This is a genomic window from Rhodopseudomonas sp. AAP120 (assembly GCF_001295845.1).
In the GTDB taxonomy this organism is placed as follows: Bacteria; Pseudomonadota; Alphaproteobacteria; order Rhizobiales; family Xanthobacteraceae; genus Rhodopseudomonas.
Map to the genome: position 1 here is coordinate 48,575 of NZ_LJIC01000137.1, position 15,447 is coordinate 64,021.

Annotated in this window: 12 protein-coding genes; 3 read left to right on the plus strand and 9 right to left on the minus strand. The window is 65.3% G+C overall.

What is annotated here, in order from left to right; all coding sequences use genetic code 11:
* Positions 1–86 precede the first annotated feature (86 nt).
* From IP86_RS20800 to IP86_RS20835, 8 genes are all read right to left on the minus strand, one after another.
* A complete protein-coding gene (locus IP86_RS20800) occupies positions 87–1,004 on the minus strand; it encodes an alpha/beta hydrolase (protein ID WP_245290692.1) in 918 nt (305 codons plus the stop codon).
* Complete coding sequence (locus IP86_RS20805; RefSeq protein ID WP_054164337.1) at positions 1,001–1,735, minus strand: SDR family NAD(P)-dependent oxidoreductase; 735 nt, start codon at positions 1,733–1,735, stop codon at positions 1,001–1,003. Before IP86_RS20805 ends, IP86_RS20800 begins: the two co-directional genes overlap by 4 nt.
* Positions 1,736–1,738: 3 nt before the next feature.
* Positions 1,739–2,575 (minus strand): enoyl-CoA hydratase/isomerase family protein, encoded by an 837-nt coding sequence (locus IP86_RS20810; RefSeq protein ID WP_054164338.1) that lies wholly within the window; start codon positions 2,573–2,575, stop codon positions 1,739–1,741.
* A gap of 157 nt (positions 2,576–2,732) precedes the next feature.
* Positions 2,733–3,887: an acyl-CoA dehydrogenase family protein gene (locus tag IP86_RS20815; RefSeq protein ID WP_245290693.1), complete on the minus strand. Its 1,155-nt coding sequence runs from the start codon at positions 3,885–3,887 to the stop codon at positions 2,733–2,735.
* 282 nt (positions 3,888–4,169) lie between these two features.
* The gene (locus IP86_RS20820) at positions 4,170–5,819 is read right to left on the minus strand and encodes a glycosyltransferase family 39 protein (RefSeq protein WP_054164340.1); all 1,650 of its coding nucleotides are present in this window, start codon (positions 5,817–5,819) and stop codon (positions 4,170–4,172) included.
* A 172-nt stretch (positions 5,820–5,991) separates the two neighbouring features.
* Complete coding sequence (locus tag IP86_RS20825; RefSeq protein ID WP_054164341.1) at positions 5,992–7,491, minus strand: efflux transporter outer membrane subunit; 1,500 nt, start codon at positions 7,489–7,491, stop codon at positions 5,992–5,994.
* Between the two features lie 239 nt (positions 7,492–7,730).
* Positions 7,731–10,898 carry an efflux RND transporter permease subunit gene (locus IP86_RS20830; RefSeq protein ID WP_283804786.1) on the minus strand — a complete coding sequence of 1,056 codons (3,168 nt, stop codon included), beginning with the start codon at positions 10,896–10,898 and terminating at the stop codon, positions 7,731–7,733.
* Positions 10,895–12,112 (minus strand): efflux RND transporter periplasmic adaptor subunit, encoded by a 1,218-nt coding sequence (locus IP86_RS20835; RefSeq protein ID WP_054164342.1) that lies wholly within the window; start codon positions 12,110–12,112, stop codon positions 10,895–10,897. Before IP86_RS20835 ends, IP86_RS20830 begins: the two co-directional genes overlap by 4 nt.
* 316 nt (positions 12,113–12,428) lie before the next feature.
* On the opposite strand from IP86_RS20835, the gene IP86_RS20840 reads away from it, so the two are divergent.
* From IP86_RS20840 to IP86_RS20850, 3 genes are all read left to right on the plus strand, one after another.
* Positions 12,429–12,755, plus strand: coding sequence for a GCG_CRPN prefix-to-repeats domain-containing protein (locus IP86_RS20840; RefSeq protein ID WP_054164343.1), 327 nt, complete (start codon positions 12,429–12,431; stop codon positions 12,753–12,755).
* A 72-nt stretch (positions 12,756–12,827) separates the two neighbouring features.
* Positions 12,828–13,514, plus strand: a complete 687-nt coding sequence (locus IP86_RS20845; protein WP_054164344.1) for a response regulator — start codon at positions 12,828–12,830, stop codon at positions 13,512–13,514.
* Entirely contained in the window at positions 13,511–14,614 is a 1,104-nt protein-coding gene (locus IP86_RS20850) for an ATP-binding protein (RefSeq protein WP_054164345.1), read from the plus strand. Before IP86_RS20845 ends, IP86_RS20850 begins: the two co-directional genes overlap by 4 nt.
* Positions 14,615–14,735: 121 nt before the next feature.
* On the opposite strand, the gene IP86_RS20855 is transcribed toward IP86_RS20850, so the two are convergent.
* Positions 14,736–15,437 (minus strand): response regulator transcription factor, encoded by a 702-nt coding sequence (locus IP86_RS20855; protein ID WP_054164346.1) that lies wholly within the window; start codon positions 15,435–15,437, stop codon positions 14,736–14,738.
* Positions 15,438–15,447 lie beyond the last annotated feature (10 nt).

Sequence of the window (15,447 nt, forward strand, 5' to 3'; positions counted from 1 at the left end):
CTGTAGTGGCCACACGGGTCAGGTCCAAATGCTCGGCGACGTCGGGCCCTTCGATGCCTGCCACGCGCCAAGATGCCGCCCGTCCATCACTCGGTCTTCGCTGCCGGAGCGAGATGACGGGCGATGAAGTGTCCGCCGGCAGCGATGGCCTCGTGCGCCTGAGGCAGATCGCCCGCGAATTGTTGAAACACGTGAATCATCCCGGGCCAGATTTCGAATTGCACGGGCGCTCCCTCGGCTTGCGCGCGCATCGCGAAATCGACGGTGTCGCTGACCAGCGTTTCGCGTTCGCCGACCTGAAGCAGCATCGGCGGCAATCTGCCGAACAGATCGCGCGGAGCGTGCAGCGGCGACCATCGCGGATCGTCGGCTGCGCGATCCGCTCCCAGCGCCCCCTGCGCCATCGCCAGAATGAGATGGCGCTGGTGAATCGGATCGAGCTCGGAGCGCTCGGTGTAGCTGGCGCCCGACGCGGTCAGGTCGGTCCAGGCCGACATCAGATATGCGGCCGCCGGGCTTGGCTTCCCGTCTTTCAGCCGCGACAGCATCGCCGAAATCGCAAGACCGCCGCCTGCGGAATCACCCGCGACAGCCGTGCATTCCGGAGCAATGCCGATCTGCTCCAACCAATCCAGCACCGCCACGGCGTCGTCGATCGCCGCAGGCAGCGGATGCTCCGGCGCCAGCCGATAATCGACGCCCAGCACCTGCACGCCGGCCGCCGTCGCCAGCCGCGCCATCAGGTCGCGATGCGACGCCACGGAGCCGACACGATAGCCCCCGCCGTGCAGATAGATGATCACGGCGTCTCTTCGCGTGCCGGCAGGCCTGATCCAGTGACAAGGAACAGGGCATGCGGCGACCGGTTCGACCTCCGCATCGACCTCAACGTCGAACAGAGCGTCCCAGTCGGCGCGCATTTGCGACACCGGCGTATCGCGTCGCCACCGCGAGTACACCGCGCGGACTCTGGCGACCACAGTATCGATCGGGTCTTGCGTCACGCGCCGCACCCCATGCCGCCTGACACGCCGAGAGCTTCGCCCGTGATGTAGCCAGCCTCCTCGGAGGCGAGGAATGCGATGGTGGCCGCGACCTCATCGGAGGATCCGAGGCGGCCCAGCAACGTCGCCGAGGTCATCGCCGCCATCAGTTTGTCGCCGCCATCGGAAACCGCGCGCCGAAGCATCGGCGTATCGATCGGGCCGGGCGCGATGACATTGGCCGTCACGCCCATGCCGCCGCTTTCGCGCGCGATCGATCGCGTGAACGCGATGACGCCGCCCTTGGCCGCCGCGTAAACGGCGCCACCGCGCGAACCAAGGCGGCCGGCTTCGGAGGCGACGTTGACGATGCGGCCATAGCCGCGCTGCTGCATCGCCGGCAGCAGCACGTGCGTCGTGTTGAGTACGGAGATGAGGTTGATGGCGATCAGCCGCGCCCAATCCGATGGGGCGGTTCGGGTGAAGAAGGCGTGCTGATCGACGCCCGCGCTGTTGACCAGAATATCGAACGGCTCGCGGGCCGCGATCGCCTGGCTCACCGCATCATAGTTCGTCAGGTCGGCCGCGACGAAGGACGCGCCGATCTGCTCGGCCACGCCTTCACCGCGACTCCGATCAAGATCGGCTATCGTCACGTCGATGCCCTGCGCCGCCAGGCGCGACGCCGCAGCAGCGCCGATACCACTAGCGCCGCCGGCCACGAGTGCGCGTCGCTTGCTCCGCCCGGTCATCGATTAGCGTCCGGTGAATTTCGGACTGCGCTTCTCGATCACGGCCGCGAGGCCCTCGCGCGCGTCGGCCATACCGGACAAAATTTCCTGCGCGTGGTTCTCCTCCGGCATGGCGGCTTCGACGCCCTCGCCCAAGCCGTTCCAGAGCAGCCGCTTGGTATTCGCCAGCGCCGCCGGCGCCCCGGCAGCCAAGGTGCGCGCCAGGGTCCATGCCTGGTCGAGGAGTTCGGCGTCCGGCACGACGCGCGTGATCAGGCCGATGTCGCGCGCCTGCGGCGCGTCGATGATCGGATTGAGCATTAGGATTTCCGTGGCGCGGCGAAGTCCAACGAGCTGGGTGAGCGTCACCGTGACCCCGGCGTCCGGAACCATTGCGACCCGGGTAGCTCCGGCAATGAATTTGGCGCTCTCACCGGCGACGACGAAGTCGGACGCGCACACGAGCCCCATGCCTCCACCGCCCGCGGCATATCCCTGCACGGCAGTCACGACCGGGGCTTTCAGGCGGATCAAACTACTTGCGACCATGCCGAGATAAGCGGTGGCCACGCGGATATAGGCGGGCAACTCCGTGCCCTTGGCGAGGAAGGTGTGCACGTCGCCGCCCGCGCAGAAATTGCTGCCCGCTCCTGTCAGCAGAACGACGCGGACGCGATCGTCGCCATGGAGCAGCATGATTGTTTGGTGAAGCGCGGTGAGAAGCTCGACATTCAGCCCGTTAGCGGCTTCGGGCCGATTCAGCCGGACGTGAGCGACGCCATCGGGATGAAGCTCCGCCGTGACCGGCCCAGAGGCGACCAGCAGCAACGAGGCGCCCGTCGTCGTTTGTTCGGTCTGCATGGGCTTCCTCCCGTTCACGCTTGTCGCCACTCTTTGGAGTGATCGTCGCCAAGGGCGGTGATGCCCAAGCCGTCCTTCAATAAATAGTCCGACTAGTCGGATTATGTCAAATGCGCGCTGCTGTGCTCCGCCGCTTGCCGGCGACGTCTTGCGAGCGTCACATCCGCTTGGCGACCTCTTCGAGCATGACCTCGGTCGCGCCACCGCCGATCGTCAAAATCCGCGCGTCCCGGACCATGCGTTCGATCGGAGTTCCGGACATGTAGCCGATGCCGCCATGGAGCTGCAGGCAGGTGTGCACCACTTCCTGCAGTGTCTCGCCCGCCAGCGCCTTCAGCATCGAGACCTCGCGGACGACGTCCTGCCCCTCGTCGATCATCGTCGCGCATTGATAGGTCAACGCGCGGACGGCGGCGGCTTTCGCCGCCACCCACGCCATCTTGTTGCGCACCACGGGCTGATCCCACAGCGATTTCCCGAAAGCCTTGCGCTGACGCAGATAGTCGAGCGTGAGCTGGATGGCTTTTGCACATGCGCCGGAGACGAGCCCTCCGATCACCAGACGCTCGTTCTGGAATGTGCCCATGATGTAGTAGAAGCCGCGCCCCTCTTCGCCCAGCAGCGCATCCTCGGGCACGAACATGTCCTGAAAGAACAGCTCTGCGGTGTCGGAGCTGAGCCAGCCGTGCTTGCGCAGCTTTCCGGACACGGACAATCCCGGCGTGCCGCGCTCGACGACGAACAGCGAGATGCCCCGCGCGCCGCCTGCATCCGGATCGGTCCGGGCAGCGACGATGTAGATGTCGCCGAGAACACCGTTGGTGATGAAGGTCTTGGACCCGTTGATCACCCATCCACCATCGACCCGCGTCGCGCGTGTCTTGAGCCCAGCAACGTCGGAGCCGGCGTGCGGCTCGGTGACGCAAATGACGCCGACCTTTTCTCCCGCGCAGGCCGGCGGCAGGTAGCGGGCTTTCTGTTGCTCGTTGCCACGATGCGCGATGTGCGAGATCGACATGTCGGAATGCACCGTCAGTGCGCTCGCGACACCGCCGAATGACGAGCGGGACAGCTCCTCGGCGAGGATCACGGACGACAACGCGCCTAGTCCGCCACCGCCGTAATCCGTCGGATGTCGCATCCCGAGAAAGCCGAGTGCGCCCATCTCGCGAAAGATCTCCCGCGGAATTTCGCCAGCTTCTTCCCATGACAGCCCCGCCGGCGATATGCGCTCGTCCACGTACCTGCGGAGCTGAGCCCTGAGGAGCGTCAGATCTGCTTCCGGTAGAGCGGGTTCGGCGAATTCGAACATCGTGCGGCCTCCCATGCGACATCGATCTAATTAATAGACCGACGGGTCGGTTTATATTTTAGACGGACGTGCCGCGCAATCAATATCGACGCCCGGCAGAACACGTCCGCAGGAGCCGAGCCGGACCGCTGGAATTAGCTCGCTTGTTTCAGATCGTCGTCGCGAGTTGCAGGCCGGCGGAGACGGACAATCCGTCGAGGTGCAGATCCGGGCCAAAACAGCACCGGAGTGGCTTTGCTCGGTCGCGACTGGCAGGCTTTAATTGTCCCAAGAGCGTAGACTTCATCGCAGAGCCGTCGGCTGACACGCTTCAGCCAACGGCTCCAGTGACGCGGCTTCAGTGTCGGTTTCCGGCAGCGCGAGCAGCATAATCCAACGATCCGGCGGCAGGCTTTGGCCGAGCGCGCCCCGTTCGGTGGTCACGACGATCCGTTCGGCGCACGGCCGCAGCGCGGTGATGCGGTCGACACAGGCCGGTGCCGAGGCCGGACATATCCCGACGAAGCCGCTGCGATCGAGCATGTCGGCCGAAATCCACGGCGTCAGTTCAGGTGTGCCGGCCGAGAACATGCGCGGATGGTCGGTGCTGTAGAACGACACGGTGGCGATCTCCTCGATGTCGCCGACCACAACCCTAAGCGGCGTGCCCACGCGCTCGCGCCACAGGTCGGTTGCAATCTCCGCTAAACGATCCAGCCGCGGCGACAGCGCACGATTCGGTTCGAACAGAACCTTCACCGTCGCGAGCCCCGGCGCCGCCATCAACGCTCCCACCCCGAGCACCAGCAGGATCACCGCCGCCCTGGCCACGGCGCGCAGCGGCACGGCAAGCCGCGGCAGCGCCAGAACGGCGAGCGGGACCAGCGAGAACAACGGGATGGTCCAATCGCTCTTCATCAAGACCGGCATCGCAATGGCGGCGATGAGCGGCCCTATCGTCAACACGGCGACGATGATCCAGATCTGGCGGGCGCGCTCCAGCACGTCCTCCGGGGGCGCCACCACACGCCGAAGCCGCGGCAGCAACACGGCGACTGCGCCGGCCACCAGCACCGGCAGCAGCAGAGCGAAGGCGTGCAGCGTGGAGTCCATGGCATGCCGCGCTGCCGTCCCGCGATCGACCGCAAGGAACTGCGAGGCGTAGCGGAACGGCGTGAAGCCGACCGCAGAAAGCCAGTCGAGATGCGGAGCCATCGCCAGCACGAACACCGCGACCGCGACATAAGGCACCGGCGAGCGGAACAGCCGGTTGCGGTCCGGCCGCGTCACTGCCGCAACCGCGATCGCCACCAGTGCCCACGCGCCCCAGTACTTCGTCATCACCGCGCCGGCGCCGGCGAGCCCGATGACCACGCCCCACAGCGCGGTTCGCCGTTCGGCCGCGACCATATAGGCCCAAACGATCAGCACCACGAACGGCAGCTGCAACAAGTCGGGATTGAACTTGTATCCCTTGAAATTCAGGATCGGGTAGATCATCGCCAGCAGCGTGGCGAGGACGGCGCGCCGGCGATCGACCACCTCTCCGGCCAGCAACCTGATCAGCAAGACGGTGGCGCCGGTGACGGCCATCGCCAGCGCGTAGAACGCCCAATCGCTGGTCGGAAACACGCTGAACCATGCCCGCGCCACCCACCCTGCCATCGGCGGGTGCTTGCCCGAGCCCCAGGCCAGGGTCTGACCCCACGCGAACGCTTCCGTGCTGTCGGAATGCAGCACCTGAGCAAATTTCAGGATGGTCAGCACAGCGACCCACAGCAGCGCATTGCCGAGCACAATCCCCAGCAGCAGCGGCGTCCCGAGTCCCGGATGCAGCAGCGCTGCGGCGCCGCGGCGAAAGGCGCATCGCAAGTAGCAATAGCGGATCACGGCCGGCCGGGATGAGCCCGCGCCCAGATCGCGATGAAGCGCGTCGGCATTCGTGAGAGTCATGGGCTTACGACGACGAACGCGATGCGCAGCGAAGCCGATCGTCGTCCTGCAGGCCGAGCCGAAAATCCGTCAGGTCCGCTTCATGCGCCGGGACCAGGATGACGCGTTTTGCCTCATCCAATCTCATTGCGTCGTCTCCTGCATTGCCGACCTGTGTTTCCAATCGTCTCGCTCATAAAGCCGCACGCCGATGCGTGATCGGACCGGCTGGATGCGGTCCGGTGTCGACGTCGATCACCTCTGGCGTCAGCGAATCGACCTCGCCGTCCCACCCGCCGCCGAGCGCCTTGTTCAGTGCGATGTAGTCCGAGACGATCTTGACCCGGCTCTGCAGCAACGCATCCTCGGCGCCGTAGAGCGATCGCTCGGCGGTCAGCACGTCGAGAAAGCTCGACGATCCGGATCGATACAGCGACTGCGACAGGCTCGCCGCTTGTCGATAGGCCGTGGTCGATGTCGTGAGAATTCGGCTTCGCGCGCGCTCGTTACTCAGCGACACCAGCGCGTCCTCGACGTCCTTCAACGCGGTGAGCACAGACGCCTGGTAGGCCAAAAATTGCTGATCACGCTGCGCCTGCGCGATCTCGACCGCAGCCCGCAGTTTTCCGCCGTTGAAGATCGGCACCGTCAGGGTTGGACCGAGCGACCAGCTGATCGACGAATTTCTGCCGAGATCGCCGAGCTTGGTGCCGGAGGTCGCGATGTTTCCCGCCAAGCTGACGCTGGGATACAGCGCCGCTTCGGCCTGCCCGATCCGGGCGGTGGATTGCGCGTAGCGGCGCTCCGCAAGCCGCACGTCAGGCCGCGTCAGCAGAACGTCGGCCGGAATCCCGGCCGGCACCGGCAGCTTCGGCGCCGGGATCGGCTTCGGCCGCGCCAGAAGTGCCGACAGCGCGGCCGGCGGCCGACCGGTCAACACCGACAGCCGGTGCACGGTTTGGGCGTAGGCCGTCTCGAGCGTGGGAATGACGGCGCGCGTCGCCGCCGCCTGCCCGGTGGCGGTGGCGAGGTCGACGGCCGATGCGGTGCCGGCGGCCAGGCGGTTGCGGGTGATCGTGGTGGTTTCGTCCTGCGACAGCGCGGTGCGATGGGCCAGCGCAATGCGCGCCTGATAACCGCGCGCCTCGACGTAGCTCGACGCGACATCGCCGACGAGCGTCAGCAACACGGCGCGCAGATTCTCGTCCGAGGCATCGATGCCGTAGGCCGCGGCCTCGACGGCCCTGCGGTTGGCGCCGAACAGATTGAGTTCCCAGCTTGCATCGAAGCCCGCCTGATACAGACCGGAAGTGCCGTCCGATCCCACCACCGAAGATGAACCGCCGAGGTTCGGTCGCCCGGGTGCCGCCGATGGATCACCGGTCCCCTTTGCCAGCCGGGCCGAGTCGCTGTTGGCGATCGTCGGAAGCAACGCTCCCACGGCCTGCCGATAACTTGCCCGCGCCTCGCGCACCCGCGCGCTTGCCGTCGCGACATCGAGATTGCCGTCCACGGCCTCGACCACCAGCCGATCCAGGGTCGGATCGCGCAAGCGAGTCCACCAGCGTGGCAACACGGGCGGCGCAGGGGTTGCGACGCCGGCCCGGCTCCACTGCGCGGGCGTCGCGAGAGATGGCGTCTGGTAATCGGGACCGACCGCACATCCACCGAGTAGCACGGCGGCGAGGATCATCAGCGTAGCAAACGACGAAGCTGCGGCAGGTTTCGCGGGCACGCCAGGCGTCGCAGGCGTCTCGGCGGGCGGCGGTGCCTTTGCAGGGTGCAGCGGAATCTCGATGGCGCACCCGCTCAGCGCAGTGGCTGCAGACGCCAGCGACGCGGACGCGGCGAGCAGCACTCCGGCTCTCCGGCAACGCCGAAGCCACCGGCGAGGCCGCATCATCGGCGTTCGGACTTGCATCATTGCTCTGCTCACGAGTCTTTCGGGCCCGAAAGGCCGAGGGCGGCGGACGGGGTCGGAGTCGCGGCGATCTCGGTGGCGGGCGCGCCCTTGAAGACACGCCGGACCACGACGAACAGCAGCGGCACCAAGAAGATGCCCAGTACGGTGGCGGCCAGCATGCCGCCCATCACGCCGATGCCGATCGAGTTCTGCGCCGCCGAACCGGCGCCGCTGGCGACGACCAGCGGCGCCACGCCGAGGATGAAAGCAAACGACGTCATCAGGATCGGCCGCAGCCGCTGCCGCGCGGCGAGCAAGGTGGCGCGGTGCAATCCCAGACCGGCCTGCTGCCGTGCGATCGCGAATTCGATGATCAGGATGGCGTTCTTGGCGGCAAGGCCGATCGTGGTCAGCAGACCGACCTTGAAGTACACGTCATTGCTCTGACCGAGCAGCAGCGCGGCTGCCAGCGCGCCGAACACGCCGACCGGCACCGACAGCATCACCGCGAACGGGATCGACCAGCTCTCGTAGAGCGCGGCAAGACACAAGAACACCACCAGGATGGAGATCGCGTACAGCGACGCCGCCTGATTGCCGGAGAGCTGTTCCTGCCGCGACAACGCTGTCCATTCGTGGCCGAAGCCGGCCGGCAGGCCGGCGACAAGGCGATCGATCTCCGTCATCGCCGCGCCGGAGCTGACCGACGGGGCAGCGTCGCCCTGGATCTGAACCGCGGCCGCCCCGTTGTAACGCTCGAGTCGCGGTGAGCCGAACGTCCAGCGGCCAGAGGCGAAGGCCGAGAACGGCACCATAGCGCCGGCGTTGTTGCGGACGTACCAGAGATTCAAATCTTCCGGCTGCATCCGGAAGTCCGCCGCCGCCTGCAAATAGACTCGCTTGACGCGGCCACGATCGATGAAGTCGTTGACGTAGCTGCTGCCCCAGGCAATCGACAGCGTCGAGTTGACGTCGGCGAGATTGAGGCCGAGCGCACTCGCCTTCTCCTGATCGATGTCGATCGAGAATTGCGGCGTATCGTCCTGCCCATTGGGCCGGGTCCCGCTCAGCAGCCGGCTTTTTCCGGCGGCGCCGAGCAGCTGATAGCGCATCGCCATCAGTCTGTCGTGCCCCGCGCCGTTGATGTCCTTCAGATAGAAATCGAAGCCATTGCTGGTTCCGAGCCCTTCGATCGCCGGCGGCGCCAGCGCGAACACCTTCGCGTCGCGAATGCCGGCGAACACCGCCATGGCACGCTCGGCGACGGCACTGGCGGAGAGGTCGGTGTCTTTCCGTTCGGCGAAGTCCCTCAGACGCACGAAGGCCATGCCGACATTCTGGCCGGCCCCGGAAAACGAAAAGCCCGTCACCGTCATGAGGCCATCCACGGCCTTGGTCTCGTGATCGAGAAAATGGCGGGTGACCTTGTCGAGGACGCGCTCCGTGCGGTCGGTGGTGGCGCCGACCGGCAACTGCACCGACACCATCAGCAGCCCCAGGTCTTCTTCCGGCAGGAACGAGGTCGGCAGGCGGATGAACAATGCGGCGGCGGCGACGATGACGAGCACGAACGCGATCAGCCCTTGCCGCGGACGCCGCAGCATGCCGCGCGCCCCGGCCTGATAGGCATCCGTACCTCGGCCCAACACGTGGTTGAACCATCCGAACATGCCGCGCTTCTCGTCGTGCGGCTTCGGCGGACGAAGAATCGTCGCGCACAGGGCCGGCGTCAGCACCAGCGCCACGATCACCGACAGCACCATCGCGGAGACGATCGTCACCGCGAATTGCCGATAGATCACCCCGACCGAGCCGCCGAAGAACGCCATCGGCACGAACACCGCCGACAGAACCGTGGTGATGCCGATCAGCGCGCCGGTGATTTCCGTCATCGATCGGACGGTCGCCTCGCGCGGCGACAATCCCTCGTCGTGCATCACGCGCTCGACGTTCTCGACCACCACGATCGCGTCGTCGACCAAAAGGCCGATCGCCAGCACCATGGCGAACATGGTCAGCGTGTTGATCGAATAGCCGGCTAGCGCCAGCACGCCGAAGGTGCCGAGCAGCACGACCGGTACCGCCAACGTCGGAATCAGCGTCGCGCGAAAATTCTGCAGGAATACCAGCATCACCACGAAGACGAGGACAATCGCCTCGACCAGCGTGCGGGTGACGTCGCCGATCGAGATCTCGACGAACGGCGTGGTGTCGTAAGGGTAGACGACCTTGACGCCTTGCGGCAACGTCGGGGCTATCTCGTTGACCACTGCCTTGACGGCAGCGGCCGTTTTGATCGCATTGGCGCCCGTCGCCAGATTGATGGCGAGCCCCGTCGCCGGCAGGCCGTTGTAGGTCGACGCGCTCGTATAATCCTCCGCGCCGAGTTCGACAGTGGCGACATCGTTGATGCGCACCATCGATCCGTTGGTATCACTCTTGACGACGATGTTGCGGAATTGCGCCGGCGTCTGCAGCCGGCTCTGCGCGGTGACGGTCGCGTTGAGCTGCTGGCCCTTGCGCGCCGGCAGGCCGCCGAGCTGACCAGCCGAAACCTGGGTGTTCTGAGCCTGGATCGCCGCGGTGACGTCGGCCGGCGTCAACGCATATTTCAGCAGCTTCTCCGGATCGAGCCAGATCCGCATCGCATAGCCGCCGCCGAACAGCTGGGTATTGCCGACGCCTTCGACCCGCTTGAGCCTGTCGTTCAGCGAGCTCTTCACATAGTCGGCGATATCGGTCTCGCTCATCTTGCCGTTGGTCGAGACGAAGCCGACGATCATCAGAAAGCCGTTGGTGGATTTGGTGACCGAGAGCCCCGTGGTCTGGACGATCGACGGCAGCAGCGCGGTGACGAGCTGCAGCTTGTTCTGCACCTGCATCTGCGCGACGTCCGGATTGGCCTTGTTGGTGAAGGTGAGCGTGATATCGGCCTGGCCGCTCGAGGTCGACGACGCAGTCATGTAGTCGAGGTTGTCGAGGCCGGTCATGCCTTGCTCGATGACCTTGGTCACCGAATTCTCGACCGTCTGCGCATCCGCCCCGGGATAGCTGGCGCTGATCTGGATCGTCGGCGGCGCGATCTCCGGATATTGCGACACCGGCAGGGTGGTCAGCGCCAGCAGCCCGCCGAGCATGATCACGATCGCGATCACCCAGGCGAAGATCGGCCTCTTGATGAAGAAGGCGGAGATCATGGCTCGGTCCTGGAGCGGGCGGCGCGCCGTCGCGGCGGCAACCGTCCGAGCACTTCGCCGGTCGTGTCGTCGACCACCACTTCGGCGCCGGAGGCTTTCTGCCCGGGACGCACATGCTGCGTGCCTTCGACGATCACCCGGTCGCCGTCGCGAACGCCGGCACCGATCAGCCAATTGTTGCCGACGCTGCGGATCACGGACAGCACGCGTTCCTCGGCTTTGCCGTCCTTGTCGAGAAACGTCGCGATCGCCTCGCCTTTGGTGTTTCGGGTCACCGCACGCTGCGGCACCAGGAAGCTGTCGGGTGCGACGCCTTCTTCCACCACGGCGCGGGCATACATGCCGGGCAGCAGCAGTCGCTGCGGATTCGGAAACGCGGCGCGTAGCGTCACCGTGCCGGTCGAGGTGCTGACATTGGCCTCGGAGAATTCCAGCTTGCCGGTCAGCGGATAGATCGCACCGTTTTCCAGCTTCAGTTTCACCGCGACATGCGGACCGCTCACCTTCAGCCGTCCGGCGTCGATCGCCTGCCGCAGGTTGAGCAGGTTGGTGCTTGATTGAATGACGTCCACGAAAATCGGGTCGAGCGTGCGAATCGTCGTCAGCAAGCCAGTCTGGCCGGCCGTGACCAGCGCACCCGGCGTCAAGGACGAACGGTCGGTCCGGCCGCCGATCGGCGCTTTGATCGTCGTGTAGTCGAGGTTGATCCTGGCGGTCTCGACCGCGGCTTTCGCGGTGGCCACCTCCGCTTTCGCCTGCGCCAGCGCAGCTACGGCATCGTCGAAATCCTGCTTGCTGACGGCGTTCTGCTTGACGAGACCCTGATAGCGCTCCGACTTGGCCTGCGCGCTGGGCACCGCGGCTTCCGCCTTCCGCAGCGCCGCAACGGCGCTGTCATAAGCCGCCTGGTAGGGCGCAGGATCGATCTGGTAGAGCGACGCGCCTTCGGCGACCTCGCTCCCCTCGGCGAACAGGCGCTGCTGAATGATGCCCGACACCTGGGGACGCACTTCGGCCGTCTGCGAGGCGACGACGCGGCCCGGAAGCTCCGCAGTCATCACCACCGCCTGGGGCCGCAGCGTCACCACGCCCACCTCGGGGAGAGCGACGCCGGCGGAATTGGCGCTGTGATCATTTGCGTGGGGCTTGCAGCCGGCAACCACCGCGGCAAACGTCAGTGCGGCAATCACCGCAATCCTTGATTGGGACGACACGAGTTTACTCTCGAGGGGAGTACGACGGGGCGTCACCCAGCCGGAACGCAGGGCGCATGCATGACGCGAGAGACTTATCCGCGGCGCATTGGCCGCGTGTGGAGACATGGTGGAGGTTTGATGGAGATCGCGGCCCGGCGACTGCCGAAAGCGCCCCACCCATCCAAAATAAATAATAATTTCAAATGACTAGCAGGCACTGAGGGCACGGGCGACGCGGCCGGCGCAGCTCGCCGTCAGCAGGATTTTGGCCGCGATCTTCGCTAACAACACACGGGTCGCCGATCGCGACATTGTTAGGGAGCTCTGTGATCCGATGAAAAAGCTGGTGTTGAAAGCCGCCGTACTGATGGGCGCATTGTCGCTGTGGGGCGGCGGTGCGGTGGCGATGCCGTTCGGCCATGCGCGACAGGCGTCGCCGGATGTGATCCAAGCCGACTGGCAATGCGGCCGTGGATGGCATGTTACGTCCTGGGGCACCTGTCGTCCGGATCGCCGCCTCGGCTATCGGTTTTCATCGTGGCCCTACCGCTATGATGGCTACCGCGCCTACGACTGGAGTGACGATCACGACTGGCGCCATGACCACGACCCGTCCGATGACGACGCTCCGCCCGCATACGACTGGTCATGGGACCACTGAACCGGGCCCGCGCCGAGCCGGGCCGATCCGGCAAGCCGTCCCGATCGGCGCGCCCTTGTTGGACGATGAACTGTGAACGAACTCATCCTGATCGCTGAAGACGAGCCGGAAATCGCCAAGATTCTCGACGCCTATCTGGTGCGCGAGGGATTCCGCACGGTGAATGCGGCCGACGGGCAGACGGCGCTCGATCAGCACATCATCCTGAAGCCGGATCTGATTCTTCTCGATGTGAAGATGCCGAAGATCGATGGCTGGGAGGTCCTCGCCGAGCTGCGTCGTCGGGGCGAGACGCCGATCATCATGATCACGGCGCTCGACCAGGATCTCGATCGTCTGCAGGGGCTGCGTCTCGGCGCCGACGACTATGTGGTCAAGCCATTCAACCCGCTCGAAGTCGTCGCCCGCGCCAAAGCAGTCCTGCGGCGGTCGGGCCACGCCAACAATCGAACGATTCTCCGCATCGGAAACCTCGAGGTCGACCTCGAGAGTCACCTTGCCAAGGTACATGGCGACGGCGCCTCGATGTCATTGCAACTCACCCTGACCGAATTCCGACTGCTGGCTCACATGGCAAAAGCGCCGACGCGAGCGTTCGGCCGGCACGAACTGATCGACGCCTGCCTTCCGGGCGGGGACGCGCTGGAGCGGACGGTGGACAGTCATGTCAGCAATCTGCGCCGCAAGCTCGACGATGCAGGCGCGACCGGCATGATGTCGGTCGTCCGCGGGATCGGCTACCGGCTAACGGCCGCATGAGACGTCATCGCCTCAGCCGGCAGATCACGCTGTCGATGAGCTTCGTCGTCGCCATCGCGGTGCTGATGGTGTTCGTCGGCTCGTTCATCTTCTACAGCATCTATCTGACTTGGTTCCCGCCGCCGCCGGATCCGCCGACGTTGCTGCCGGAGGCGCCCGACTTCATCTTGATTGCGATCTTCCTTCTGCTCGGCCTCGTCATCGCGATCCACGCCGCGCTGAGGCTGACGCGGCGCATCCTCGCGCCGCTCAATTCGCTGGCCGAAGGCGCCCGCAAGATCGCAGCCGGCGACCTCACCGCGCGCGCCGTGGCCGGCGATCGCTCGCTCGGCGAGACCGCTCAATTGGTCGACGATTTCAACGCGATGGCTCAGCGTCTGGAAGACGCGGCGGAGTCGATGACCTCGTGGAACGCTGCCATCGCTCATGAACTGCGGACACCGCTGACAATTCTACGCGGCCGCCTGCATGGCCTCACCGACGGCGTCTTCGAACCGAGCGACGAGCTGTTCAGGAGCCTGCTGGCTCAGGTCGAGAACCTGTCGCGTCTCGTCGACGATCTGCGGGTGGTGACTCTGTCGGACAGCCAGCGCCTCGATTTGCACGTCGAGCCGACGGATCTCGCCAACGAGGTGGCGCAGGCTGTCGATGCGATGCGCCCTGCCCTCGACGGAGCCGGCTTCTCGGTTCGAACGACGACCCAGCCGGTGACGCTGCCGTGCGACGGCGCGCGGATTCGACAGGCGTTGCTCGCGCTTCTGGAAAACGCGCGCCGCTACGCGACGCCAGGGGTGATCGAGATCCGGATGTCTCTGGAGAAGGCGGACGTTGTCATCGCGATCGAAGATGAGGGACCGGGCCTGAGCGCAGAGTTCGCCGCACAAGCCTTCGATGCGTTCGCACGCGCCGAGCCATCCCGCTCACGGCAATTCGGCGGCTCCGGCTTGGGATTATCTGTGGTCCGCGCGATCGCCGAGGCCCATGGCGGACACGCCCGATACAGGACATCAGAAAAGGGCGGCTCTGTATTCGAGATCGTTCTCCCCCTCGACGGCGCAGCTGCCGACGCGAACGCTGCGTCTTGCGCTCCAAAGGTTTGAAGACTGCATGAAGCAACAATTTTTCGGCGTTGGACTTTGTCGGCAAAAATAGAGGAGTCGGAATTCGCCGACGCTCCCGCTAAACGCCCCTTTTGTAACGCTTCGATTCTGAGAATAACGCTTAGCTTCCGAAGCTCTCGGCCGGCTCGGCGGTCAACGAATAGCCGAGACCGTGCACCGTGATGATCTGCAGCATGCTCCCGGCAATGCGCTTGCGGATTCGGGAAACCAGCACATCACCCGTGCGGTCGCCATAAACCCACTCCCGCCCCCCAATAGCCTTGCTGATGTCGCTGCGGCTTTGCGGGATGTCGATGTTCTGCATGAAATGAGCCAGAAGGCGACACTCTGCCGGCGAAAGGCACTCCGTTCGTCCTGCCACGGTGAGCCGGCGGGTCATGGGATTGAGATGGAACGTCTTGCCGATCGACAAGGTGGCAGGGCCGGGCGTGTCGCGCCGCGTCGCCAAGTGCCTTTCCATGCGGGCCTTCAACACGGCCGGCTCGACTGGCTTGGTGACATAGTCGAGAGCACCAAGACCGAGCCCCAGCAACTGATCGTTCGGCGTGGCCAGGCTCGAAAGAACGATGAAGGACGATCTCGGGTCGGCCTGTATGTCGGGTGCGAGCAGCAAGCCGTCGGTGTCGGGAAGGCGCCTGTCGAGAATGACGAGGTCGAAATGATCGTCCTTGAGTGCGGCCCGTCCACCGGCGCCGTCGGCCACGCAGGTGATCGAGTGTCCCATCTGCCTCGTGATGTCTTCGATCATGTAGTGAATCACGACATCGTCGTCGACCAGGAGAATTTTCGCAGGAGAACTCATGTCGATCGCT

Excerpts from the sequence above, each read along its gene's own strand:
- IP86_RS20805 (WP_054164337.1), bottom strand. The coding sequence starts at position 1,735 with ATGACCGGGCGGAGCAAGCGACGCGCACTCGTGGCCGGCGGCGCTAGT.
- IP86_RS20810 (WP_054164338.1), bottom strand. The coding sequence starts at position 2,575 with ATGCAGACCGAACAAACGACGACGGGCGCCTCGTTGCTGCTGGTCGCC.
- IP86_RS20815 (WP_245290693.1), bottom strand. The coding sequence starts at position 3,887 with ATGTTCGAATTCGCCGAACCCGCTCTACCGGAAGCAGATCTGACGCTC.
- IP86_RS20820 (WP_054164340.1), bottom strand. The coding sequence starts at position 5,819 with ATGACTCTCACGAATGCCGACGCGCTTCATCGCGATCTGGGCGCGGGC.
- IP86_RS20825 (WP_054164341.1), bottom strand. The coding sequence starts at position 7,491 with ATGATCCTCGCCGCCGTGCTACTCGGTGGATGTGCGGTCGGTCCCGAT.
- IP86_RS20830 (WP_283804786.1), bottom strand. The coding sequence starts at position 10,898 with ATGATCTCCGCCTTCTTCATCAAGAGGCCGATCTTCGCCTGGGTGATC.
- IP86_RS20840 (WP_054164343.1), top strand. The coding sequence starts at position 12,429 with ATGAAAAAGCTGGTGTTGAAAGCCGCCGTACTGATGGGCGCATTGTCG.
- IP86_RS20850 (WP_054164345.1), top strand. The coding sequence starts at position 13,511 with ATGAGACGTCATCGCCTCAGCCGGCAGATCACGCTGTCGATGAGCTTC.
- IP86_RS20855 (WP_054164346.1), bottom strand. The coding sequence starts at position 15,437 with ATGAGTTCTCCTGCGAAAATTCTCCTGGTCGACGACGATGTCGTGATT.